Here is a 23,286-nt window from a genome sequence, read left to right as displayed (position 1 = left end):
AACCTTCTATGGCTGAGCAAAAATCGTTAGCTCTGGGATTTGTTCGTGGCGAACCGGTGGTCGAGAAACCGGAGGATTTATACATCCCCCCAGACGCGCTGGAAGTTATACTGGAGACCTTTTCCGGGCCGATGGATTTGCTGTTGTACTTGATCCGTCGACAAAAGCTCGAGATGGTTGATATTCCGGTGCTAACCATTACCCGGCAGTACGTTGAGTACGTCGACATGATGAAAGAATTAAAGCTAGAACTGGCCGCTGATTACCTGGTCATGGCAGCGATGCTGGCGGAAATAAAAAGCCGATTACTGCTGCCTAAACCGCCGCAGGAAGATGATGAAGAAGAAGATCCGCGTGCGGAGCTAGTGCGACGCCTGCAAGAATACGAGGCAATTCGTCATGGTGCAGAATACATTGAACAACAACCGCAGGTCGGTCGAGATACCTGGCTAAGCGAAGTTGCAACAGATGCCCGGGATTATGTCACTATACCGCCACCAGCAGTGACACTCGAAGATTTGACCCTTGCCTTTAGCCGGGTATTAAAGAATGTGGAGTTGCAGGCTCACCACCAAATAAAACGAGAACAACTCTCAACCCGGGCTAGAATGAGTCATGTGCTCGAATTGCTGCAGCATCAAACTTATATTAGCTTTAGTCGGCTATTCGTTCGCAGTGAAGGACGAGCGGGAGCAGTGGTTAGTTTTTTAGCAATTTTGGAACTTGTGAAGGAATCAATGATAGAATTGTCACAGATGGAACCGATGAGTGACATTCATATTCGTTTAAAAAGACAACATGATGAATTCGACCCAGCTTAAACAGCTCCTGGAGGCCGCGTTATTTGCGCATCCTCAGCCGTTATCGGCAGAGCAACTACAGCAGCTACTGCTAACTGAATCGGATGCGTCGCTGGCGGCTGTGAAAGCGGCACTTACTAATTTGCAGCAGGACTATAGCGAACGCGGTGTCGAGTTGGTTAAAGTTGCTTCGGGTTATCGTTTTCAAACACGCGCTGAGTTGGGTCAACGACTAGCCGGTTTATGGCAGGAAAAACCCCCGCGTTACTCGCAGGCATTGTTAGAAACGCTGGCGCTAATCGTTTATCGGCAGCCGATAACCCGGGGTGAGATTGAGCAAGTTCGGGGCGTTAGCGTTAGCAGTAATATTATTAAGACACTGCAAGAACGTAACTGGATAAAGGTTATTGGTGTTAAAGAAGTGCCGGGCAGGCCTCAACTTTATGCAACAACGGCCGAATTTTTAGATGATTTTAATTTGAATAACCTGGAACAATTGCCGGATATTGATAGTCAACCGGCAGCAGACCGTACCGCTGAGACAGCGACTAACGAGAGAGACACATTGAATGACTGAGAAGTTACAAAAGGTATTAGCCCGTTCAGGACACGGTTCACGCCGTGAGATCGAGGCGAAAATTTCCGCTGGCCGTATCCGTGTTAATGGCAAAGTAGCGCGTTTAGGGGAGCGTATTGATGCGGATGCTCAGGTTCGTATCGATGGCCATGAGGCTCAGATAAAGCCTGAAGAAGCGGTGATTTGTCGAGTTTTAATGTACCACAAACCCGAAGGCGAACTTTGCACCCGCAAAGACCCAGAAGGGCGGCCGACCGTTTACGACCGCTTACCACGTATGTCCGGGGCGCGTTGGGTTGCGGTTGGAAGACTCGATGTTAATACTTCGGGTTTGTTGTTATTTACTACCGATGGCGAATTAGCTAATCGGTTAATGCACCCAAGCCAACAAATTGAACGTGAATATGCCGTGCGAATTTTCGGCGAAGTTGACGAAGCCATGCTGCAACGTTTGCAAAAAGGTGTGCAGTTAGAAGATGGTCCGGCAAAATTTAACGCGATTAAAGTTGCTGGCGGCGACGGCATGAATCGCTGGTTCCATGTTACTTTAAGCGAAGGCAGGAACCGCGAAGTTCGTCGTTTGTGGGAGTCGCAGGAAGTTCAGGTCAGCCGGTTGATTCGTGTACGTTATGGTGACATTCCACTAGAGTCTGGTTTGCCCCAGGGGGGCTGGGCTGAGTTGTCTTTAGAAGAAGTAAACTATTTACGTAAGGAAGTAAAACTGCCGCCGGAAAAGCGTTCCTTTGTCGACCCCAGGCATCAGGAGTCCAAACAACGTCGGTTTGGTAAAATCAGAAAAGCGACCGCCAGAAGAAAACAGGATATCAAACAAAGACCTCGTTCTTCGGCCAAAAAGTCGCCACCTAACAAAAAGTAGCATGCGGCGATGGTTTAAAGAATACTCGGCCGGGCAAGTATGTTTGCTGGCCGAGCCCTACCGTAGCGACGTCTGGCGTAAGAATGGCGAACCCGCTCAAGCCCGAATTAAACAGTTACAACAATCTATATCGCAGTTCCAACCCTGCAGTATTTTGCCCTCGACTATTGGTTACGACGATATTTGGCTACGCGATACTTTACCGTTATGGCACACCATCGAAACCTGTCCTGAAGCTGCTGATTGGCGCGGCTGGCAACCTCGTTTTAATGGTTGGGGTGGAGTGCAGTCAGCTTATGATAAAGACGCAACGTTAGCCACGCGGTTATTTAAAGAAAGAGTTATTTCCCAGAGTTTCTGGGTTGCTGAAAATGGTACTTTTAGTCACAACGGGGAATGGCTATTAATTGGCTTTAACAGTATTAAGTCGCGCAATCCTCAGCTCAACGAAAGCCAACTCAAAAGACTGTTGGCGGATACTTTTGAGCCACTTAAACCTATTTTTATCGAAACCCAGTTAGTGGCAGATGAAACGGGGGGGCATATTGATAATCTGGTCTTATTTGTAAATGATAATACCGTGATTTATAGCGCCACTAATGAGCCGCAACACCCCGACTTTGTTGCCTGCCAACAGTTAGAAAAGCAATTGCAGGAATTACCCGACAGCATCAACAAAATTGCTTTACCGCTGCCGTCCCCGCAGCCAAGCCGATATTTTGAGCGTTGCAATATTACACATTCTTCCGGCTCGTTAGCTAGAACGACCGAGCTACCATTGTTATGCAGCTATGTGAATTGCATCGTATTAAATCAGGCACTGATTGTGCCGCAGTATGACTTGCCTGAAGATCAACAAGTGCTGGAGCGACTACAAAAGGCTGTGCCTGACACCCGGATGATCCCGTTTAATGCTCGGGAGCTGGTGCTTGGCGGTGGCGGCTTACATTGTGTTAGCTATCAGCTACCATTGGCTCTGGCGCCACTTGTAAACGCTGACGTCCCTTGTGCTTAGCATCGTATAGGACATCATCAGCACGTTTATAGAGAGATTCGAAGTCGTCTTGCTGGGTGGCAGCAGCAAACCCCATACTAAAGGTTACACGATAATCTTGTGGTAACCCCTGAATAGGTTTTTTATTAATCATCTCCAATAGCCGACCAAATATTAATTCGGCGTCGTTTTCATCGGCGTCGAAAAATACCAGTAGCCATTCTTCGCCACCCATTCGGCCAAATTTATCGTTGCTGCGTAAACAGTTTTGCGTGACTTCGGCAAACCTTTGTAATACATGATCGCCGACGTCATGACCAAAATTATCATTAATCTGTTTAAAGTAATCAAAATCAATAATGGCTAAGGCTAAACGACGCTGATTCTGTTTAACTTGTGCTAATCCCTGTTTACAGAATCGCACGATAGCACGGCGGTTAGGAGCTCCCGTTAAATCATCTTTAAGAGCCAGTTCCGCGTATCGCTTACGGGATTTCATTTGTTGGAACAAAAAGTAACTGATTAATAGAAAGATGGCAGCGCCTGAGAGCAGCAACCAGACCATCAAATAGTTAGACGTTTGTTGTTCTTTTAATTGCAGTTGCTGTACTTGATTTTCTTTTTTCAGAAGTTCGTTAGTGGCTTCTTGTTCACGAATTTCCAGCCGCACCATAATTTCCTGAATTTGTTTTTGCTGTATTGCTCGTTGATGCTCTAAAAGAAACTGTACTGATTGTTTATAGTCTGTTAGCGCTCGCTCAAAGTTACCTGTCTGTTGATGATACTCAGACAATAATTCATGCAGCGACTGTTTTAACTCAGGGTCACTTAGTGTATTAATCAGTGATTCAGCCGCAGTCAACGATGCCTTAAGCTTAGTTAACTCTTTATTCACCAAGTGAATTCTACTGATGCCAAGCCTGATTTCGGCCTCCATCGGGTGGGCACCAACTTTTTTGAATACCGGTAATGCTTGCTGCATAAGTTCAAGCGCTGGTCGAGTTCTTCCTTCGATTTGTTCGATTTCGGCGAGTCGGTATAAAGCATAAGCGATACCTAAATCATCGTTAATCGAACGGCTTAGCGATAATGCAGTTTTTAGGTGTTGACTGGCTTGCTGGTATTCTTGATTGGATAGGTAAGCTCGGCCCATGTTGTACTCCAGTACCGAAACGTCCCACTTGCCGAGCTTATCTCTGGCTATTTGCAGTGCGTTTAACATGTGGTCAAGAGCAATGTTAGTAGCCCCAACATCAAGGTAAATAGCGCCAATCAAGCTGTGGTATTCAACTTGTAGCCGGGCCATATCAGAGTACTGTTGTTGCTCTAAAGACTCTAAAATTTCCAGTGCCCTGCTGATATCTCCAGACTTGTGAAAAACTTGGGCGTGAAGCATATCAGCTTCTATCAGCAAATTATCATTGTTGGTTTTTTTTGCCGCTTCGGCAGCATACACAGCACTGGTTGCTGCCTGACCAAGCAATCCTCGTTGCAGGTAATACCAAGTCTGGTTAATTCGCAACAAACTTTTTGCTACCGGGGACTCCGATAGCTCGGCAAAGCGAAGTCCTTCTTCAATAGTCTCCTGTGCTTGGTTTTCGTTGCCAACATAACGCAGAGCTTCAGAACGAATGGCATAGGCCATCGCCAACTCGCTATATTGACGTTGGTTATTATAAGTTTCTATCCATTCGCTGGTTGTTTGTAACCAGCGCTCGGGTGAGCTACTGGCATCCACGCGCCACTGCTGCCATGGTTCGGCGGCACTGGCAGTGTAACTGGCAAGAATAATTAATAGAAATGCGACGTAGCGCAATGGCTAACCCCAGGCTAAAACTGTTTATTAATGTTAATTAATTGTATGACAAACTACGGTTCAAGTCTTTATTAATCTTTGGATAAAAGTTCAAACTGAACCTGCAGTCTTGCATCAATGGACTGCTCGCCTGGCAAAGAAGGTGATTGGCTGCGAGAGCTCATTTCTGCCATTTGAAAGGCGACCGGTCGCGACATTGACTGTTCATCGATGCGCAGGGTTGCGCCAATCTCGAGCTGCGCCGTGGTAGCAAGGAACTGTGCTTTTTCAAAAGCGCTTTGATAGGCTTTTTGTAAGGCTTGCTGATACAACGCGTCTTGATCGGAAACTTCGAAGCGAATTTGTCCGACTCGAGTCACGCCTTGAGCTAACGCTAAATCGATAATCTGGTCATAACTTTCTAGAGAAGGCAGGGTGATATCGATAGAACGCATTACGACAAAGCCACTTTGGCGTTGCTTACCGTTGTCCGCGTTTTCATAACGTGGATAAACATGAAGTTGAAATGAGCGAATATTTTTTTCTGCGATATCAAGGCCCAACAAATCGTCGATAAGTCGACGGCTGGCCTGATCAACTTGTGTTTTAAGTGAACTTAGCTTGTTGCCTCGTTGTTCTATAGTAAACGACAGCGATGCGCGGTCGGGAACCGCAGATACCGTAGCAGAGCCAGAAACAGTAATCGAATTAGTAGGAGAAGATTGCGCCTGTGATGTAAACGATATGAGTATTAACAAGCAAGCTGTTAAAATAAGTGTAGGCTTCCAGAATGGATCCGAGTGTTTCATACGTTATCCTGTGCAATGACTTTCATCTTTGGAGTGAACCAATGAGTAAAAGTTCCGGAGTGTCGCAAGATGCGAGCCAAAATAGCGACAAGCAAACGTTGAAAGATGCAGCGTTTCGGTTACTAACCCGACGTGAACATAGCCAGTTTGAACTGCGCCATAAATTAACCCAAAAAGGCTGGCCTGACGCTGACGTTGATGAATTAATACAGGAGTTAGCAACCAAGGGGTGGCAGAGTGACGAGCGCTTTATTGGTAGTTTTATTCGGGAAAAACTAATGCAAGGTCAGGGACGTATTAAGATAGTAGCCCAGGCCACCCAGCAACGCGGTGTTGATCGGCAGCTGGTCGAAGCGGCACTGGCCGAACATTCGGTTGACTGGCAGCAGCGCTGTCGCGAGCTGCATCAACGTAAGTTTGGAGAACGACCACCAGTAGACCGGAAGGAGTGGTCAAAGAGAGTTCGCTACCTTCAACAAAGAGGCTTTAGCGGCGATCAAATTTTTGCGGTGCTGGGCGAGCTGGAAAGCTAGGCGAGCCAAACGCTTCGTGATAATCTAGACAGTTATATTCGGTAAAAAAACAGAAGTTCAATAGGATGTTAAATGAGCATGAATAGCGCCCAAATTCGTGAGAAGTTTTTACAGTTCTTTGCGGACCGTGGTCATCAACGCGTTCCATCCGCGTCAATGATTCCGGGGAATGACCCAACCTTGCTGTTTACTAATGCCGGTATGGTGCCGTTCAAAGATGTCTTTTTAGGGACTGACAAGCGGCGTTATACACGCGCTACCTCCGCCCAGCGCTGTTTGCGTGCTGGTGGCAAGCATAACGATTTAGAAAACGTCGGATATACAGCGCGGCATCACACCTTTTTCGAAATGTTAGGTAACTTTAGCTTCGGCGACTACTTTAAGCGCGAAGCGATTCAGTATGCCTGGCACTTCCTAACCGAGGAACTTCAGCTACCTGCAGAAAAATTATGGGTAACCGTTTTTACCGAAGATGATGAAGCTTACGACATTTGGGTGAAAGAAATCGGTATTCCGGAGAGTCGTATATCTCGTATCGGTGAGTCCGATAACTTTTGGTCGATGGGCGATACCGGGCCGTGTGGTCCGTGCTCTGAGGTATTCTATGATCATGGCCCCGAAGTTTGGGGAGGACCTCCTGGCACTCCAGAAGAGGACGGAGACCGTTATATTGAGATCTGGAACCTGGTCTTTATGCAATACAACCGTCAGGCAGACGGGAGTTTTGAGCCACTGCCGGATCCATCGATTGATACCGGTATGGGGCTTGAGCGCATTGCGGCAATTCTGCAAGGCGTCCACAGCAACTACGAAACGGATACTTTTCAGGCTCTAATTCATGCAGCAGCGAAAGCGGTTGGTGTCACCGACACGGAGAGCAAGTCGTTGCGAGTGATTGCCGATCATATTCGCTCGTGTTCATTCCTGATAGTCGATGGTGTAATGCCGTCTAACGAGGGGCGTGGTTATGTGCTGCGTCGAATTATTCGTCGGGCAGTACGGCATGGTCACTTGCTAGGTGCAAAGGGGGCTTTCTTTTACCAACTCGTCGACGAGCTTATTCAGCAAATGGGTGATGCATATCCAGAGTTGGAGCAGAAGCGCCAGGTTATTGAAGACGCTCTGCAGCGAGAAGAACAACAGTTTGCCAGAACCTTAGAACGTGGATTGGCGATACTGAACGAAGAAATTAAGACACTGCAGGATACGGTGATACCCGGCGATGTAGTCTTCAAGCTCTATGATACTTATGGATTTCCGGTTGACTTAACCGCTGATATTGCCCGTGAGCAAGAGTTGACCATTGACGAACCAGGTTTCCAGCAAGCAATGGATCAACAGCGGCAACGCGCTCAGCAGTCGTCGCAGTTTGGTGTTGATTACAACAGTCAGCTGAAGTCGTCGCAACAAAGTAAATTTTTGGGCTACAGCGATGATCAGGGGCAGGCAGCCATTGTTGAATTATTTAAAGAAGGGCAACCAGTAGAGCAATTAGCCACTGGTGAGGAGGGGATTGTAGTTCTTTCCGAAACTCCTTTTTATGCTGAAAGTGGCGGTCAAGTTGGAGATACCGGCAAATTAGTTGCTAATGGCGGAGAGTTTTTTGTAACCGATACTCAATATATTGGTAAGGCAATCGCGCACCATGGTAAAGCAACGACCACTTTAACGCTGAACGATACGGTTGAGGCATTGGTTGATGCTGAGCGGCGTAATAACATTCGTCGTAATCACTCTGCTACCCATCTACTTCATGCTGCACTGAGGAACCTTTTAGGAGACCATGTTAACCAGAAAGGTTCACTGGTCGAAGCAGACAGAATGCGGTTTGATTTCTCTCACTTCGAGCCATTAACTCAGCAACAAATTACTCAGTTAGAACAAGAAGTTAACACGCAGATTCGAGCTAACATTGTATTAGATACCGAGCTGATGAGCATTGACCAAGCTAAAGCAGCCGGCGCTATGGCTTTGTTTGGTGAAAAATATGATGAACAGGTACGAGTGGTCACCATGGGCGACTTTTCAATGGAGCTCTGTGGTGGTACTCACGTTCGTGAAACCGGCGATATAGGCTTGTTCCGTATTATCAACGAGACCGGTATTGCTTCTGGCGTTCGTCGGCTGGAGGTTATGACTGGTGCTGCTGCGATAAATTATACTCAGACTCAACAACAGTTGCTGAACCAGCTGGCTGCTGAGTTCAAAACCGATACGGAATCAGTGCCGGAAAAAGTGGCTCAACTGCAGGCAAAAAATAAAGAATTAGAACGGCAAAAAGAACAGTTACAGCAAAAGCTTGCGCAACAGGCTGGTGGCGGCTTAATCAGCCAAGCTACTGAAATTAATGGGGTTAAAGCGATTATTGCTGAGTTAGAGGATGCTGATCCAAAAGCTCTGCGTGGTTTAGTTGATGACTTAAAGAACCAATTGAGCTCGGGCATCGTATTATTAGCGACGTCACAAGCAAATAAAGTCAGTTTAATTGCTGGAGTGACAAAAGATTTAACCGCTCGTGTAAAAGCGGGTGACCTGGTCAATCAAGCCGCAAACGTGGTTGGTGGAAAAGGTGGCGGGCGTCCGGATATGGCTCAGGCCGGTGGCTCTAATCCAGAACACCTAAGTGAGGCTTTGGCGACGGCAACAACATGGCTGGAACAAACGCTGAATAGTTAACGAGAGGTTATTAGGTTCGTTATAGTGTATTTGTTGCGGATATTGTTAGACTGCCAGTTACTGACTTAGGGAAATGTTCTTAATTGTGGTTAAGCGGAACAGTATTGAAGGAGCAACTTATGTTAATTTTAACGCGCCGTGTCGGTGAGACACTCATGATCGGTGATGATGTATCTGTAACAGTGCTGGGTGTCAAAGGCAACCAGGTACGAATTGGCGTCAACGCACCAAAAGAAGTCTCGGTTCACAGAGAAGAAATTTATATGCGTATTCAGTCTGAACAAGATGACGAGGGAAATCCTCCGAACGAATAACATATAAGTAATACCGTTCCGCGACAGGTTAAGACAAAAGCCAGCTTATGCTGGCTTTTGTCTTTTTTAGGGTTTTTGCGGGAAAATTGGTCGAGATGGTCAAATATCCCACACTTAACCACAGAAAAAGAAAAAAGCGATTGACATTATTGCCAACATCGCTAGAATTCACGCCACAACGTTAAGGAGAGGTGGCCGAGTGGCTGAAGGCGCTCCCCTGCTAAGGGAGTATAGGGTTTGTAGCCCTATCGAGGGTTCGAATCCCTCCCTCTCCGCCATGTTTTTTCGGCATCTGCTGTAGAGAACAAACGTTAGAAATGCAACGCGCTCGTAGCTCAACTGGATAGAGTACCTGGCTACGAACCAGGCGGTTGGAGGTTCGAGTCCTCCCGAGCGCGCCATGTTTCTGCCCATCAAAATGCAACGCGCTCGTAGCTCAACTGGATAGAGTACCTGGCTACGAACCAGGCGGTTGGAGGTTCGAGTCCTCCCGAGCGCGCCATTTCATCTATTTATACCGATTATATTCCCCTTTATATCTGCTTGCTAACCCTGCTACCATAGTATTTAATATTTTTATAACAATCTATTGGCTGCAACAGCAGGAGATGTCGTGTCAGAGTTATTTGCGAATGCCGCTGAAATCATGTTGGTAGGAATGGCTGCCGTACTGGCTTTTCTGTTACTGCTTATTTTAGCGATGACCGTTATGGGTCGTTTAATTCCGACTCCAAAACCTGTACCTCAAGCTACGCCCTCAGCGCCACAAGGATCCAGTGGTAGTGATGACCAAGTACCCAGTTCAGTCATTGCTGCAATCAGTGCCGCTGTACACCGCTACCGTCAGTCGAAAGATTGATGGTCTGAGTGCCAATTCGGTAGTGGCAGCCTGCCGCATTTAGATAAAGGAGAATCCCAATGAGTAACCCGCTTAAATTGACGGAGTTGGTGTTGCGTGATGCACACCAGTCATTGCTTGCGACACGAATGCGTATCGACGATATGTTGCCGATAGCAGAAAAACTGGATGAAGTTGGCTACTGGTCAATGGAATCCTGGGGCGGAGCAACCTTTGATTCATGTATCCGCTATCTCGGGGAAGATCCATGGGAGCGTATCCGTGAATTAAGTAAAGCGATGCCAAACACTCGCCAACAGATGTTATTGCGTGGACAAAATTTATTAGGCTACAGGCATTACGCGGATGATGTAGTTAAGCGTTTTGTAGAGCGCGCTAAGGATAATGGCGTTGATGTTTTTCGTATTTTTGATGCGATGAACGATGTTCGTAATTTAAAAACTGCGATAAAAGCGACGAAAGACGTCGAAGGGCATGCACAAGGCACATTAGCCTATACCGTGAGTCCTGTTCATACGCTGGAAAAGTGGGTCGAAATGGCTCAGGAGCTTGAAGACTTGGGTTGCGACTCGCTTTGTATTAAAGACATGGCTGGATTACTGCGACCTGAGCATGCCTATGAACTAGTATCAGCGTTAAAGAAAAAGACTGACTTGCCAATAGCGATGCAATGTCATGCGACTACCGGCTTGAGCGTAGCGACCTACCAAAAATCGATTGATGCCGGTATTGATATGCTGGATACCGCAATCTCCTCAATGAGTATGACCTATGGCCATTCGCCGACTGAAACGCTGGTAGCTATGACCGAGGATACTGAGCGTGACACAGGCCTTAAGCTGCCATTGCTGGCGGAGATTGCGAGCTATTTCCGTGATGTTCGTAAAAAATACGCCCAGTTCGAAGGTTCGTTGAAAGGTGTCGATGCGCGCATTCTGTTGGCACAGGTCCCGGGCGGTATGTTAACTAACATGGAGAGTCAGCTTAAAGAGCAGGGAGCTATCGAGAAGTTCGATGAGGTACTAGAAGAAATACCAAAGGTCAGAGAAGATCTGGGTTATATTCCTTTAGTTACGCCAACCTCACAAATTGTTGGGACCCAGGCTGTGCTTAATGTCCTCAGTGGTGAACGTTATGCCAATATCTCGAAAGAAACGGCAGCAGTTCTGAAAGGCGAATACGGAGCCACGGCAGCACCGGTTAACGAAGAGCTGCAGAAAAAAGTGTTGGATGGCGATAAACCTATCACTCAACGTCCCGCCGACTTGCTCGACAATGAGCTGGAAAAGCTGACTGATGAGCTAAAACAAAAAGCCAAAGATGAAGACATCCGGCTGGCTGACGATGTGGTTGATGATGTTTTGACTTATGCGTTGTTCCCGCAAATTGGTCTTAAGTTTCTTAAGAACCGCGATAATCCAGATGCTTTTGAACCTGAGCCGCAAGCAGAGACAAACCAATCCGGCAAAGATAGTAAAAAGCCGACCGGCAAATCGTCAGCCAGCGGCCCTGAACAATACGATGTAGATGTCGATGGTAAGCGCTACCGTGTTACTGTTGGTGCTGCAGGTGAACTGGAAAACGTGGAGCCGCAAAAGCAATCTGCTGAGTCAGACCAGCAAGCTGATACCGCTAAGCAAAGCAACGACAACGGTGATGGTGACGTGATTAAAGCGCCATTAGCTGGCAACATTTTTAAAATTGTTGCTAAACAGGGCAGCGAGGTTAAAGCCGGTGATGTAGTTATTGTGCTGGAAGCGATGAAAATGGAAACCGATATAAAAGCCGAGTCCGACGGCACCATAAAGGAATTTCACGTAAAAGAAGGCGATGCAGTAACGGTCGGCGATGACTTGGTAACTGTGGGTTAATTTATGGATAGATTACTGACTTTATGGGAAACCACGGGGATTTCGGCGATGACCTTGGGTCAAGCCGGGATGATCGTGGTCGGCGGTTTGTTGTTGTATCTAGCCATTGCTAAAAAGTTTGAGCCACTGCTGCTGTTACCGATTGGTTTTGGCGCGATCCTTGCCAATATTCCGCTAGGGGGCTTTAACGAGCCCGGCGGCGTGCTCTACTACGTTTACAACGTCGGCATAGACACAGGCATGTTCCCCCTGTTGATTTTTATGGGGGTCGGCGCGTTAACTGACTTTGGTCCGTTATTAGCTAACCCGAAGATGATGTTACTGGGTGGAGCAGCTCAATTTGGTATTTTCGCTACTTTATTTGGCGCCATTGGGCTTAATTTAATACCCGGTATTGAGTTCACTCTTGCTGATGCTGCTGCTATCTCAATAATTGGCGGAGCAGATGGGCCAACAGCTATTTTCCTGGCCTCAAGACTTGCGCCTGACTTGCTGGGGGCAATTGCTGTTGCCGCTTATTCGTACATGGCACTGGTGCCTATTATTCAGCCACCAATCATGAAATTGTTGACCAGCGAAAAAGAGCGGCAGATTAAGATGGAGCAGTTGCGTCCAGTAGCTGGTCGAGAGAAGCTGTTCTTTCCGTTGGCCGTGATCCTGCTCACGCTATTACTGTTACCTAGTGCGACACCATTAGTTGGTATGTTCTGCCTCGGTAACCTGATGCGCGAATCCGGCGTAGTAGAGCGGCTAACTAAGACCACCCAAAATGAATTGATTAACATTGTTACTATCTTTCTGGGATTGGCTGTTGGCTCAAAATTGCAGGCTGAGCAGTTCTTAAGTTTTACTACCCTAGGGATTTTAGTATTGGGCGCGGTCGCATTTTCAATAGGTACTGCGAGCGGCATTCTAATGGCTAAAGTCATGGGCCGTTTCAGTAGTAGTCCGATAAATCCGCTGATTGGAGCCGCTGGCGTTTCGGCAGTACCAATGGCTGCGCGGGTTGTTAATAAAGTCGGTTTAGATGCTAACCAGAGTAATTTCTTGCTGATGCATGCGATGGGACCTAATGTAGCAGGCGTTTTGGGCTCGGCCGTAGCGGCAGGCGTATTATTGGCGTTGGTTTAGCAGCGACGATCGTAGCAATAATAAACGGGGGCCGGTTAGCGACCGGTCACCCACATCATTAGGGTATAGAATATCGCTATCGCTGTACTAAAAATAGCGATATAGCCAAATCCTTTCAACCCCTGCCTGATGGTCCAGCCATTAAGGTGTAAATATGCCAGCCAAATTAAGCTCAGTAGTAACGGAATTAAGAATAAAAAACGAGTCATAGTCGTCCTAGGATTGATGGTGCTGAATAGCGTCTAAGTCGCTGGCAGCCTGATAGGCGTGTTGCAAACGCTTTTCTAACACAGTTATCTGATCTGCTACCTTATCAATATTACCGGCTGCCATAAACTGTTCAAGCTCGCCTGCTTTGTGCTGCAACGATTCCAGCCCCAGATTGCCTGCTGCCCCCTTCAACGAGTGAAAGTAACGGCGCGCACTGTCATGCTGACCGCGGGTGATGAAGTCGGATACTTTCATGGCACTGTTTTGATATTGCTCATGCAGCTGCTCGACTAGTTTTAAATAAAGTGGCACATTGTTGCCCAACCGTGACAGCGCTGCATCAAAATTAACGCCTTTGGCCTGCGGATATTTAAGCTTTGTAGTTTGAGGTTCAGATTGCTGAGACTGTTCCGGCACGTTGTTAACATTGTCCGCATTCTCTGAATAGTTGCCGGGAACGCACCATTTGATGATTGCTTTCAATAGCTGCTGTTCATCTATCGGTTTCGATATATGGCCTTGCATACCCGCAGCGAGAGAGCGTTCCTCATCACCACTCATTGCATTAGCAGTCATCGCCAGCACAGGTAACTGCTGATAGTTGTAATGAGCCCTAATCTGGCGTGTCGCTGTCAGTCCGTCCATGACCGGCATCTGGATATCCATGAGTACCATGGCATAATTTTTACGTTCAATAGCCTCTAATGCGCTCTGTCCATGCTCGGCAATATCAACATTAAACTGATGGCTGCTGAGTAACTCTTTGGCAACTTGCTGATTAATTTCATTATCTTCTACAACCAATATCGGAGCGTAGAGAATGCTATCCGGAATGTTGATGGCCTGACCGGAGTTAGCAGTTGCACTCTCGCTGGACGGGAATAGCGTGGAGCTCAGGCTGCGGCCCAGGCTTGAAGCCGTGTAAGGTTTAGAAAGGATATCTGCTACTCCCGCTTGGCGGGCTTTTTCGTTAAGTTCTTCGATATAGTAGCCAGTTGCCAACACCAGTTTGGGCGAATGTTGTTCTCCGTATGTGGTACGAATTTTGTGGCAGAATTCCAGTCCATCCATACCTGGCAGTCGCCAGTCTACCAAGATTAATTGATAAGGCTCGTGTTGCTCGACAGACTGTTGGTAGAGTTCGAGCGCCTGTTCGGCTGTTCGGCAAACGCGCACATCAACTCGGTAGCTCTTTAACATCTCCTGAATCATTTCGCGGGTACTTAAGTTATCGTCGATAGCCAGTACCTTGACGCCCTCAAGCTTCTGCATCAAATATTGATGGTGAGAATCATCTTGTTCGTCCTGTAAAGGCAAGGTCAGCTCAATGTAAAAGGTTGAGCCCTGGCCAACACCACTGGTTACCCCGATATCACCTTGCATTAAATGAATTAAGCGCCTTGATATGGCCAGACCAAGGCCTGTGCCACCGTATTTCCGCGTGGTTGAAGTGTCAGCTTGGGTAAATGCCTGGAATAGGTTGGCTCTTTGTTCTTCGTCCATACCGATGCCTGTATCGGTAACAGAGATTCTTAACCAAACTTTGCTGGAAGACTTTTCGAGCAAGGTAACTGCAACGTTTATTTCACCTTCGTCGGTAAATTTTATCGCATTGCTGACTAAGTTCACCAAAACTTGATTTAAGCGCAGAGGATCACCTAACAGTCGCGATGGAATATTCGCCGGAAGGTTGATGATAAACTCCAGATCCTTGTCATAAGCTTTATAGGCAAACATGTCGGCCAGTGACGTCAGCACATCCTGCAAATCAAATGGAATGCGTTCAATGGTTAATTTACCCGCGTCAATTTTTGAAAAGTCGAGAATGTCGTTTATAACACCGAGCAACGCTTGCGAGGACGAATCGATAACTTTTAGATAGCGCTTTTGTTTTTGATTAAGTTCGGTTTTTAAACACAAATTTGCCATCCCTACAATGGCATTAATTGGTGTACGAATCTCGTGACTCATATTGGCCAGAAACTCACCTTTTGCCAGATTGGCCTGCTCAGCGGTTTCTTTTGCCTTTTCCATTTGTTCAGCCACCGACTTGATACTGGATATGTCGTAATAGCTTCCTAAAATACCAATCACATTACGGTCTTCGTCGTACAGAGGGACGCTAGAGTGCTCTACCCAACGATTGCCGTTGGTCAATTGCAGTTCAATCTCGTCATTGCATGAGGCGCACTGATTCTGAAAGGTTTGTTGATCTCTTTCTAGTAAAGTTTCGTTGTTAGCGAGGACAGTTATCTGCTCATCTGATTTTCCGCTAATATCGTCGTCAGCGACGCCCATATCAGTGCAGAAAGCATGGTTACCACCCAATAGCTTTAGGTTGTTGTCTCGCCAATAAACTCGAGTCGGCAGGTCATTAAAAACCTGCTCGAACAGATGCAACGAGTCGGATGATAAAAAAGGCTGTTGCAACGGTGACGTTAACGAAGTACGGCGTGTCCAAAACCAGACTGTTACGGCGACTATCAGGCCAAGCGCGACAGTAACTAGCAAAGCTGAAGCGTTCCATGGGGCGGGTAGCAAAAAATAGAGAATGAGACTTATCGATTGCAGCGCGATAAAAGCGAACTGCAGGAACGTCCAAAATGAAGTCATTATATAGCGCCAACGTCTGTATTAATTATTGCTGGGTAGCTAGCGATAGCTGCGTATTATTTCTTCGCGTAGTTTGCCACGTTGTTCGATATTCGCCAAGTTATTGCGAAAAGCAGGTAGAGCAGGCATGGACGTTTTTACTAATTCCCAGTAAGCTTTGGGGTTAGCCAGATTACACAGGTTTGATGGAGTTGTACTTTGCAAAAATCATTAGAAGCGCTCGTACAGGCACTTAACCAGTCGCAACAAGGAGTTGCCTGGTCAGGAATTCAACGCGGTATCGAACGGGAAACGCTTCGCATAAAAGAAGATGGAACTCTCGCCACCAGCGATCACCCAGAAGTGTTGGGTAAAACTTTAACGCACCCAACAATCACTACCGATTATTCGGAAAACCTGCTGGAATTTATTACTCCGGTGGCAACTCAAGTTAATGATACCCTGGCGCAGCTTCGTGATATCCATCGTGTAACTTACCGGGCTATTGGCGAAGAGTTATTATGGCCGTTGAGTATGCCTTGTTACATTGGATCAGATCAGGACATTCGTATCGCAAAATATGGAGACTCTCATTCTGGCCGGATGAAAAGCTTGTATCGTAAAGGGTTAACCAATCGCTACGGTGCAACCATGCAGGTTATTGCTGGCGTACACTACAACTTTTCGGTGTCCGAAGCGATGTGGAAGCAGCTGGCTGAGCAATTGCAACGAGATGATAATGCTGAATTCCGCTCGGAAAAATACTTTGCTCTTATTCGAAACTTTAAACGTGTGGCCTGGGTGATTCCATATTTGTTCGGTGCATCGCCGGCGTTATGTCAGTCTTTTTTCCAACAAACCGGTACTGAGCATAAAGACGTCGACTGGAACTTTCAGAAAATAGCCAAGGGAACTAAGTTCTTACCTTATGCAACGTCATTGCGTATGAGCGACCTTGGTTATACCAACAAAGAACAGGCAAGTCTGGGAATTACGTATAACTCGCTGGGAGAATACGTTACCGGGTTACGAAAAGCGATAACTACTCCGTCGCGGCAGTTTGCCAAAATTGGCGTTAAGGTAGCTGGTGAGTACCAGCAGCTTAATGACAATATTTTACAAATAGAAAATGAGTTTTATTCTCCAATTCGGCCGAAAAGAACCGCCGAGAATGGAGAAACACCGAGTCAAGCGCTTGAACGTGGTGGAGTGGAATACATCGAGATAAGAGCGCTCGACGTAAATCCCTTTAGCGACGTAGGAATTACTGAACAGCAAATTTATTTTCTTGATATGTTATTGATATATTGTTTGCTGAATGACAGTCCGGATATGTCCTGGGAAGCTCAGCAGCAGTACGATAAGAACTTTACCAAAGTGGTTTTAGAAGGCCGCAATCCAAGCCTTGAACTGTGGCAAGATGGGCAGCCAAGATTAATGGCTGATTGGTTAGAAGAACTATTCGCGGACTTTGCTACGCTGAGCCGCTCGCTCGATCTTTACTCAGATAATCCAGCAAGCTACCAAAATCACTTAAATGAACTGTATCAGGGGGTGCTAAACCCAGAACTGACGTTATCCGGGCAAATTATGTCTATTTTAAAAGAGAACCAGTGGGACTTTAGTGCTTTAGGTATGGATTTGGCTCATAAGTATCGTAGTCGAATGGTTGCTGAACCGTTAGAATTTTATCAGGATAGTGACTTTGAACGATGGCGTTCTGACTCGCAACAAGCGTTTAATGCTCGTAAAGAAGCTGATAATTCTGTTGATTTCGATACGTTTTTGGACAACTATTTTAGTCAAGCAGCCAGATCAGGTAAGACGGCATAAAAAAACGCAGCCATCGCTGGCTGCGTTAAAAAACAATATTCAGGGGATGAACACAACATCTCTGCTCATCTACTAAGAGTAGAGGTCGTGTTAAAAGTTCAATAATGATGAAAAAAAAATCAAAAAATCGTGTTTTATACGGTGCGGCAACGGTTATAGCGTTGTCGCTCTCCGGTTGTGCCAGCCCGCCTCCGAAGTCTCCCGATAATATTTGTCATATTTTTGAAGAAAAAGAAGATTGGTATCACGCTGCTGCAGATGTCAGAGATAAATGGGGGGTGCCAATTCATGTGCCAATGGCCATGATGTATCAAGAAAGTTCGTTCAAGCATGATGCGTTGCCCCCCAGAGATTACATTCTTGGGATTATCCCTTGGGGAAGGGTCAGCAGTGCTTATGGCTATTCACAAGCCAAAACCATGACTTGGGAAGATTATCAGCGCGAAACAGGTAATGGTTGGGCGAGCCGCAGCGATTTTGAAGATGCGATAGACTTTATGGGATGGTTTATTAATAAAACCTATAAGGTAAATGGCGTTTCCAAATGGGATGCTTATGGTCAGTACCTGAACTACCATGAGGGGTGGGGAGGTTACCAACAGAAGAGCTATTTAAAGAAGCCTTGGCTGGTACGCGTATCTAAAATAGTCAAACGTCGCTCGATGACCTATGCGGCACAACTTAATAAATGCGAAGAAGATCTTCAGCATGGCTGGTTCTGGAATCTGTTTTTCGGCTAATCTTCGTGGTTTTCATTTGGAGCCCGGAAGAATTTAGGTAGCACACGAACTTGTTTAATCATAGTGTCGCCAACCTCAATTAATTCGACCGGGTAGCCACCTAAACGCAGCCCCATTCGGGCCGAAGGAATATCCCCATACTGCTCTATGATTAACCCGCTTAACGTTTTTGGTCCGTCAGTTGGGAACACCCAATTCATCTCTTTGTTTAACTCTCGAAGGTTGGCACCGCCCTCGACCAGATAGCTGCCGTCCGGTTGTACTGTTACCGTTTCACTAGGTGGTGGAGCCATCGAGGTGGTAAAGTCACCAACAATTTCTTCCAGTATATCCTCTAGTGTTACCAATCCCTGGATATCACCATATTCATCAACAACCAGACCAATGCGTTGTTTACTGCGCTGAAATTTAAGCAGTTGAACATTTAGCGGAGTACCTTCAGGAATGTAATAAATATCCCGAACAGCTCGGACTAACAACGACTTATCCGCTTCAAATTGGTTTTTAGTCATTAGTCGCATGATATCGCGGGCATGTAAAAAGCCAACAGCATCATCAATGTCGTTGCGAAATAGCAGAACTCGGGTGTGTTGGGCATGTTCAATTTGCTTGATAATTTTCGACCAGTCATCGTTGATATCAATGCCAATGATCTCATTGCGAGGAATCATCACATCTTCAACGGTAACTTTTTCCAGATCGAGAATACTAATTAGCATCTCTTGGTGCGACGTTGGAATTAAGTTGCCGGCGTCATTGACCACGGTGCGCAACTCGTCAGAATTCAAAGCATCGCCGACATGAGCTCGTTTTGGATCCACGCCTAATAAACGCATAAACGAGTTAGTAATAAAGTTAACGCTACTAACAACGGGGTAGAGCACAGTCAGTAGTGGTCTTAAAATAAAAGAGCTGGGAAATGCCACCCGTTCTGGATGTAAAGCAGCGATAGTCTTAGGTGTTACTTCCGCAAAAATTAAGATAATTAAAGTTAAGCCAAATGTGGCAATGACAATACCGGCATCTCCAAACCAGCGCATGCATAATATAGTTGCTATCGCAGATGCAGCGATATTGACCAGGTTATTACCAATCAGGATAAGACCAATAAGCCGATCGGGGCGATCAAGCAAGTACTGAACGCGGTTTGCGCCTTTATGTTGGTTTTGGACAAGGTGCCGCAGTCGATACCGGTTTATCGACATCATTCCAGTCTCAGAACCGGAGAAATAGGCAGATAGAGTGATAAGTACAACCAAAATAACGAGCAACATGCTCGTCGAGATCTCGTCCAAGATTAATTTCCTTTGATTAAAACCGAATGTGACAATTTAGAGGGCCTATAAATTTAGTCAAGTAGCGATTAGCTCAACAGAATGTCTTTGACAAAACGACTGCCAAAGTAACCCAACGTCAACAGGATACTGCCAATGATGGTTAAAGAGATCATAAGCTTGCCACGCGAGCCGGTAACCCGGTGGGTAACATTGGCGGTGATATAAGCTGCCGCCGCGGCTAAACTGAGAAACGTCTTATGGGCAACATTTTGCGCGAACATATTGTCAAGAAACGCAAACCCCGAAATTAAGGACAATATTAGCAACAATGTGCCTGTCATCAATAACCGGAAAAAGTAACGTTCTACCGTCATTAACGGCGGCAACCGACTAAATAGCGCATTGTTCTTGCGTTGTTTTAAAACTTTGCTGACATAAGCAGCCTGAATTGCATAGAGAGTTGCCAGGATCAGCACTCCATAAGCAACTAATGATAAAACAATATGTATTAGCAGGCCGACATTCATTGAGATGTACGCGCCCCAGCTTGCAGGAGCAAAAGCGAGCAGTACACAGGTAAGGGCGGAAAACAAATAAATGACTGGTTTTAACAGCAAATTGCCAGATTGAGGACCACGGAAAAAAGAAAACAGTGCTATAAGCCAGGCAACTGAGGCGAGGCTAGAGGCGATATTGATATGATGAAAACTGTCGCCGGATAATTCGCCAAACAGCAATAAACCATGGCTAATGATAGCCAGCGCTGCAGGGATCATACTGAAAGCTGGGTGTGTCAGCTGATTTTTCACTACATGCTGTATAATTACAACCGCACTAGAGATGTACCCAACCAGAGCTATGATCAACAAAAATGTGAGCATCACGGGCTCGCAATCCTCAATTGAAATGATAATTTAAAGCGAGTATACGATCATGATGCAACAAACCCAAGCGCCAAAGGGCGAAAGTTGCTTGCAAATCAGATATAATAGCCCCATTACATTAGGCAACTAACAAGCTAAGAGCTGAGATAACGAGAGATCGCCCCTATGTTTGAGAATTTAAGCGAACGACTGTCGCAATCGTTACGTAATATCGGCGGCCGTGGTCGATTAACTGACGACAATATTAAAGAGACTTTACGAGAAGTCCGAATGGCACTGTTGGAAGCCGATGTGGCATTGCCGGTAGTGAAGGAGTTCATTGCTAAAGTTAAGCAACGGGCTGTTGGCACAGAAGTTAACAAAAGTCTGACCCCTGGCCAGGTTTTCGTCAAAATAGTTCAGTCTGAACTAGAAGCAGCCATGGGTGAGGCAAATGTACCGCTAAACCTTAATACCCAACCTCCGGCGGTTATCTTGATGGCTGGCCTGCAAGGTGCGGGTAAAACCACCAGTGTCGGTAAGTTAGCGAAGTATTTAAAAGAACGGCATAAAAAGAAAGTAATGGTGGTGAGTGCCGACGTATACCGTCCGGCTGCCATTAAACAGCTGGAGACATTGGCACAACAAACCGAAGTTGAATTCTTCCCCTCGGATACCTCACAAAAACCTGTCGATATTGCTCAGGCGGCAATAGCTCAGGCGAAAAAGCAGTTCGTTGACGTGGTATTAGTGGATACTGCCGGTCGTTTGTCGATTGATGAAGACATGATGCAGGAAATTCAACAACTGCACGCTTCTATTAAGCCCATTGAAACGCTATTTGTGGTTGATTCGATGACCGGCCAGGATGCCGCTAATACCGCGAAAGCCTTTAACGATGCATTGCCATTAACCGGTGTCGTTCTTACTAAAACGGATGGTGACGCGCGCGGTGGTGCGGCTCTGTCAATTCGTCATATTACCGGTAAGCCGATTAAGTTTCTTGGTGTCGGCGAAAAGAACGATGCGTTAGAACCTTTCCACCCCGACCGTGTTGCCTCACGGATCCTGGGCATGGGCGATGTGCTGTCGCTGGTGGAAGAAGTCGAACGTAAGGTGGATAAGGATAAGGCCGAAAAAGTTGCCCGCAAGGTGATGAAAAAAGGTCAGTTCTCGCTGGAGGATTTCCGTGACCAGCTAGCGCAAATGCGTGATATGGGCGGCATGATGGGGCTTATGGATAAGTTGCCAGGCATGGGCAAGATGTCGGATCAAATAAAAGGTCAGATGGACGATAAAATGACTTCTCGAATGGAAGCTATCATTAACTCCATGACCGCGCAGGAGCGCCATCACCCTGACGTCATTAAAGGTTCTCGTAAACGTCGTATTGCGGCTGGTTCAGGGGTTCAGGTGCAGGACGTGAATAAACTGCTAAAACAGTTTCAGCAAATGCAAAAAATGATGAAAAAAATGAAAGGCGGCGGCATGAAAAAAATGATGCGCGGCATGGGCGGGAAATTACCACCAGGGAGCTTTCCGGGGGGTTAATAAATAAGCGAACTGAAAAGCGCTTAAAACGCCTTCAATACTTGCATTTGAGGAAAAAATCAGTAGAATTGCCGAGCCTTCCGACTCTGTCGGAGGGCTTTGCTGTTTTTACAGATACGTTTTACATTTACACAATTGAAAATTGAGGAACGCAATGGTAACCATTCGTTTACAACGCAGCGGCGCTAAAAAACGCCCCTTCTACCAAATGGTAGTTGCTGACAGTCGCAATGCCCGCGACGGTCGCTTTATCGAAAATGTTGGCTTCTTTAACCCGGTTGCTCGTGGTCAAGAAGAAAAACTTCGCATCGACCTAGATCGCATTGAACACTGGGTAGGTCATGGCGCAACTCTGTCTGATCGCGTCTCGAAGTTAGTAAAAGATGCTCGCGCTGTAGCGTAAGCATTAAGACTTGTTAAATAAGTCATAGGGTCGTCGGAATATGGCACAGTCGGATAAAGTCGTCATTGGTTGCATTGGTGCTGTCTATGGCGTGAAAGGCTGGTTGAAAATTCAGTCATACACCGAAAGCCCGGAAGATATTTTTGAATACAGCCCCTGGTACCTGCAGTCTTCTGCAGCGCGTCAGCAAAGCGAGCAAACTGTGAAGGTCGTTGAATGGCGGCATCACAATAAAGGTTTAATTGCACACATCGACGGTATTAATGATCGCGATCAAGCAAGCCGCTTAACTGGCATGGAAATCAGTATTAGTACTGAGGAGTTACCAGCGTTAGCCGAAGATGAGTTTTATTGGCGTGACTTAATTGGTCTGCGCGTGAAAAACCAGCAAGGCTACGATATGGGTGTGGTTGAACAGATTATGCCAACGCCAGCTAATGATGTGCTGGTAGTGAAAGCAAACACTAACGATGCATTTGGAAAGTCTGAGCGACTGATTCCGTTTATTCAGAGTCAATATATTATTGATGTGGATAACGACAATCAGCTGATTCAGGTGGACTGGCCATCGGACTTTTGAC

At 46.4% G+C, this 23,286-nt stretch carries 21 protein-coding genes and 3 tRNA genes; 18 read left to right on the top strand and 6 right to left on the bottom strand.

Going from position 1 to position 23,286, the window contains the following annotated elements:
• The first annotated feature begins 8 nt into the window (after positions 1 to 8).
• The 4 genes from CWI81_RS05655 to CWI81_RS05640 are packed head-to-tail and all read left to right on the top strand — an operon-like array spanning position 9 to position 3,269.
• Positions 9 to 821, top strand: coding sequence for a segregation and condensation protein A (locus CWI81_RS05655; protein ID WP_126784297.1), 813 nt, complete (start codon positions 9 to 11; stop codon positions 819 to 821).
• Positions 802 to 1,377 (top strand): SMC-Scp complex subunit ScpB, encoded by a 576-nt coding sequence (gene scpB / locus CWI81_RS05650; protein ID WP_126784477.1) that lies wholly within the window; start codon positions 802 to 804, stop codon positions 1,375 to 1,377. The genes CWI81_RS05655 and scpB overlap by 20 nt, the downstream gene beginning before the upstream one ends.
• Complete coding sequence (rluB, locus tag CWI81_RS05645; protein ID WP_126784296.1) at positions 1,370 to 2,254, top strand: 23S rRNA pseudouridine(2605) synthase RluB; 885 nt, start codon at positions 1,370 to 1,372, stop codon at positions 2,252 to 2,254. Before scpB ends, rluB begins: the two co-directional genes overlap by 8 nt.
• A 1-nt stretch (position 2,255) precedes the next feature.
• Complete coding sequence (locus CWI81_RS05640) at positions 2,256 to 3,269, top strand: agmatine deiminase family protein (protein WP_126784295.1); 1,014 nt, start codon at positions 2,256 to 2,258, stop codon at positions 3,267 to 3,269.
• Here CWI81_RS05640 and CWI81_RS05635 read toward each other — a convergent pair.
• Together CWI81_RS05635 and CWI81_RS05630 are read right to left on the bottom strand one after the other, a co-directional pair.
• Positions 3,208 to 5,064 carry a tetratricopeptide repeat-containing diguanylate cyclase gene (locus tag CWI81_RS05635; protein WP_126784294.1) on the bottom strand — a complete coding sequence of 619 codons (1,857 nt, stop codon included), beginning with the start codon at positions 5,062 to 5,064 and terminating at the stop codon, positions 3,208 to 3,210. The genes CWI81_RS05640 and CWI81_RS05635 overlap by 62 nt on opposite strands.
• A 71-nt stretch (positions 5,065 to 5,135) precedes the next feature.
• Positions 5,136 to 5,852 (bottom strand): SIMPL domain-containing protein, encoded by a 717-nt coding sequence (locus CWI81_RS05630; protein ID WP_126784293.1) that lies wholly within the window; start codon positions 5,850 to 5,852, stop codon positions 5,136 to 5,138.
• Between the two features lie 41 nt (positions 5,853 to 5,893).
• Here CWI81_RS05630 and CWI81_RS05625 point away from each other — a divergent pair, with 41 nt between their 5' ends.
• From CWI81_RS05625 to CWI81_RS05585, 9 genes are all read left to right on the top strand, one after another.
• A complete protein-coding gene (locus CWI81_RS05625) occupies positions 5,894 to 6,385 on the top strand; it encodes a regulatory protein RecX (protein WP_126784292.1) in 492 nt (163 codons plus the stop codon).
• A 72-nt stretch (positions 6,386 to 6,457) separates the two neighbouring features.
• On the top strand, positions 6,458 to 9,061 hold the full coding sequence (gene alaS / locus CWI81_RS05620; protein WP_126784291.1) for an alanine--tRNA ligase: 2,604 nt from the start codon (positions 6,458 to 6,460) through the stop codon (positions 9,059 to 9,061).
• Between the two features lie 119 nt (positions 9,062 to 9,180).
• Positions 9,181 to 9,375 (top strand): carbon storage regulator CsrA, encoded by a 195-nt coding sequence (csrA, locus tag CWI81_RS05615; protein WP_126784290.1) that lies wholly within the window; start codon positions 9,181 to 9,183, stop codon positions 9,373 to 9,375.
• A 185-nt stretch (positions 9,376 to 9,560) separates the two neighbouring features.
• Positions 9,561 to 9,653, top strand: a tRNA-Ser gene (locus CWI81_RS05610).
• Positions 9,654 to 9,699: 46 nt separating this feature from the next.
• Positions 9,700 to 9,776 (top strand) — tRNA-Arg (locus tag CWI81_RS05605).
• Between the two features lie 24 nt (positions 9,777 to 9,800).
• A tRNA-Arg gene (locus CWI81_RS05600) sits at positions 9,801 to 9,877 on the top strand.
• A 111-nt stretch (positions 9,878 to 9,988) separates the two neighbouring features.
• A complete protein-coding gene (locus CWI81_RS05595; RefSeq protein WP_126784289.1) occupies positions 9,989 to 10,234 on the top strand; it encodes an oxaloacetate decarboxylase subunit gamma in 246 nt (81 codons plus the stop codon).
• A gap of 59 nt (positions 10,235 to 10,293) precedes the next feature.
• Positions 10,294 to 12,105 carry a sodium-extruding oxaloacetate decarboxylase subunit alpha gene (gene oadA / locus CWI81_RS05590; RefSeq protein ID WP_126784288.1) on the top strand — a complete coding sequence of 604 codons (1,812 nt, stop codon included), beginning with the start codon at positions 10,294 to 10,296 and terminating at the stop codon, positions 12,103 to 12,105.
• Positions 12,106 to 12,108: 3 nt separating this feature from the next.
• Entirely contained in the window at positions 12,109 to 13,236 is a 1,128-nt protein-coding gene (locus CWI81_RS05585; protein ID WP_126784287.1) for a sodium ion-translocating decarboxylase subunit beta, read from the top strand.
• A gap of 35 nt (positions 13,237 to 13,271) precedes the next feature.
• Here the strand turns inward: CWI81_RS05585 and CWI81_RS12780 are convergent, their stop codons facing one another.
• Positions 13,272 to 13,445 (bottom strand): hypothetical protein, encoded by a 174-nt coding sequence (locus tag CWI81_RS12780; protein ID WP_198678642.1) that lies wholly within the window; start codon positions 13,443 to 13,445, stop codon positions 13,272 to 13,274.
• A 7-nt stretch (positions 13,446 to 13,452) separates the two neighbouring features.
• A complete protein-coding gene (locus tag CWI81_RS05580) occupies positions 13,453 to 16,059 on the bottom strand; it encodes a response regulator (protein WP_126784286.1) in 2,607 nt (868 codons plus the stop codon).
• A 198-nt stretch (positions 16,060 to 16,257) separates the two neighbouring features.
• Between CWI81_RS05580 and gshA the strand changes: the two genes are divergently transcribed.
• Both gshA and CWI81_RS05570 read left to right on the top strand, forming a co-directional pair.
• Positions 16,258 to 17,871 (top strand): glutamate--cysteine ligase, encoded by a 1,614-nt coding sequence (gene gshA / locus CWI81_RS05575; RefSeq protein ID WP_126784285.1) that lies wholly within the window; start codon positions 16,258 to 16,260, stop codon positions 17,869 to 17,871.
• A gap of 107 nt (positions 17,872 to 17,978) precedes the next feature.
• Positions 17,979 to 18,611, top strand: coding sequence for a transglycosylase SLT domain-containing protein (locus CWI81_RS05570; protein ID WP_126784476.1), 633 nt, complete (start codon positions 17,979 to 17,981; stop codon positions 18,609 to 18,611).
• Here the strand turns inward: CWI81_RS05570 and CWI81_RS05565 are convergent.
• Both CWI81_RS05565 and CWI81_RS05560 read right to left on the bottom strand, forming a co-directional pair.
• Positions 18,608 to 19,906 (bottom strand): HlyC/CorC family transporter, encoded by a 1,299-nt coding sequence (locus CWI81_RS05565; protein ID WP_126784284.1) that lies wholly within the window; start codon positions 19,904 to 19,906, stop codon positions 18,608 to 18,610. The two genes, CWI81_RS05570 and CWI81_RS05565, sit on opposite strands and share 4 nt — an antisense overlap.
• Before the next feature lie 68 nt (positions 19,907 to 19,974).
• The gene (locus CWI81_RS05560; protein WP_126784475.1) at positions 19,975 to 20,769 is read right to left on the bottom strand and encodes a cytochrome C assembly family protein; all 795 of its coding nucleotides are present in this window, start codon (positions 20,767 to 20,769) and stop codon (positions 19,975 to 19,977) included.
• Between the two features lie 168 nt (positions 20,770 to 20,937).
• On the opposite strand from CWI81_RS05560, the gene ffh reads away from it, so the two are divergent.
• The 3 genes from ffh (at position 20,938) to rimM (ending at position 23,285) form a co-directional block, all read left to right on the top strand.
• A complete protein-coding gene (gene ffh / locus CWI81_RS05555; protein ID WP_126784283.1) occupies positions 20,938 to 22,302 on the top strand; it encodes a signal recognition particle protein in 1,365 nt (454 codons plus the stop codon).
• A 154-nt stretch (positions 22,303 to 22,456) separates the two neighbouring features.
• A complete protein-coding gene (rpsP, locus tag CWI81_RS05550) occupies positions 22,457 to 22,705 on the top strand; it encodes a 30S ribosomal protein S16 (protein WP_126784282.1) in 249 nt (82 codons plus the stop codon).
• A gap of 40 nt (positions 22,706 to 22,745) precedes the next feature.
• Positions 22,746 to 23,285 (top strand): ribosome maturation factor RimM, encoded by a 540-nt coding sequence (gene rimM, locus CWI81_RS05545; RefSeq protein ID WP_126784281.1) that lies wholly within the window; start codon positions 22,746 to 22,748, stop codon positions 23,283 to 23,285.
• The last annotated feature ends 1 nt before the right edge of the window (position 23,286 follow it).

This window comes from Idiomarina seosinensis (assembly GCF_003987275.1).
GTDB classification, from domain to species: Bacteria; Pseudomonadota; Gammaproteobacteria; order Enterobacterales; family Alteromonadaceae; genus Idiomarina; species Idiomarina seosinensis.
The sequence above is the reverse complement of the archived record's forward strand: the minus strand, read 5'-3'. Positions and strand labels throughout refer to the sequence as shown.

Coding starts and splice junctions, on each gene's coding strand:
- oadA (WP_126784288.1), top strand. CDS start 10,294: ATGAGTAACCCGCTTAAATTGACGGAGTTGGTGTTGCGTGATGCACAC.
- alaS (WP_126784291.1), top strand. CDS start 6,458: ATGAGCATGAATAGCGCCCAAATTCGTGAGAAGTTTTTACAGTTCTTT.
- CWI81_RS05640 (WP_126784295.1), top strand. CDS start 2,256: ATGCGGCGATGGTTTAAAGAATACTCGGCCGGGCAAGTATGTTTGCTG.
- CWI81_RS05655 (WP_126784297.1), top strand. CDS start 9: ATGGCTGAGCAAAAATCGTTAGCTCTGGGATTTGTTCGTGGCGAACCG.
- CWI81_RS05560 (WP_126784475.1), bottom strand. CDS start 20,769: ATGCTCACATTTTTGTTGATCATAGCTCTGGTTGGGTACATCTCTAGT.
- rluB (WP_126784296.1), top strand. CDS start 1,370: ATGACTGAGAAGTTACAAAAGGTATTAGCCCGTTCAGGACACGGTTCA.
- ffh (WP_126784283.1), top strand. CDS start 20,938: ATGTTTGAGAATTTAAGCGAACGACTGTCGCAATCGTTACGTAATATC.
- csrA (WP_126784290.1), top strand. CDS start 9,181: ATGTTAATTTTAACGCGCCGTGTCGGTGAGACACTCATGATCGGTGAT.
- rimM (WP_126784281.1), top strand. CDS start 22,746: ATGGCACAGTCGGATAAAGTCGTCATTGGTTGCATTGGTGCTGTCTAT.
- CWI81_RS05630 (WP_126784293.1), bottom strand. CDS start 5,852: ATGAAACACTCGGATCCATTCTGGAAGCCTACACTTATTTTAACAGCT.
- CWI81_RS05570 (WP_126784476.1), top strand. CDS start 17,979: ATGAAAAAAAAATCAAAAAATCGTGTTTTATACGGTGCGGCAACGGTT.
- CWI81_RS12780 (WP_198678642.1), bottom strand. CDS start 13,445: ATGACTCGTTTTTTATTCTTAATTCCGTTACTACTGAGCTTAATTTGG.
- CWI81_RS05625 (WP_126784292.1), top strand. CDS start 5,894: ATGAGTAAAAGTTCCGGAGTGTCGCAAGATGCGAGCCAAAATAGCGAC.
- rpsP (WP_126784282.1), top strand. CDS start 22,457: ATGGTAACCATTCGTTTACAACGCAGCGGCGCTAAAAAACGCCCCTTC.
- CWI81_RS05585 (WP_126784287.1), top strand. CDS start 12,109: ATGGATAGATTACTGACTTTATGGGAAACCACGGGGATTTCGGCGATG.
- CWI81_RS05580 (WP_126784286.1), bottom strand. CDS start 16,059: ATGACTTCATTTTGGACGTTCCTGCAGTTCGCTTTTATCGCGCTGCAA.
- scpB (WP_126784477.1), top strand. CDS start 802: ATGAATTCGACCCAGCTTAAACAGCTCCTGGAGGCCGCGTTATTTGCG.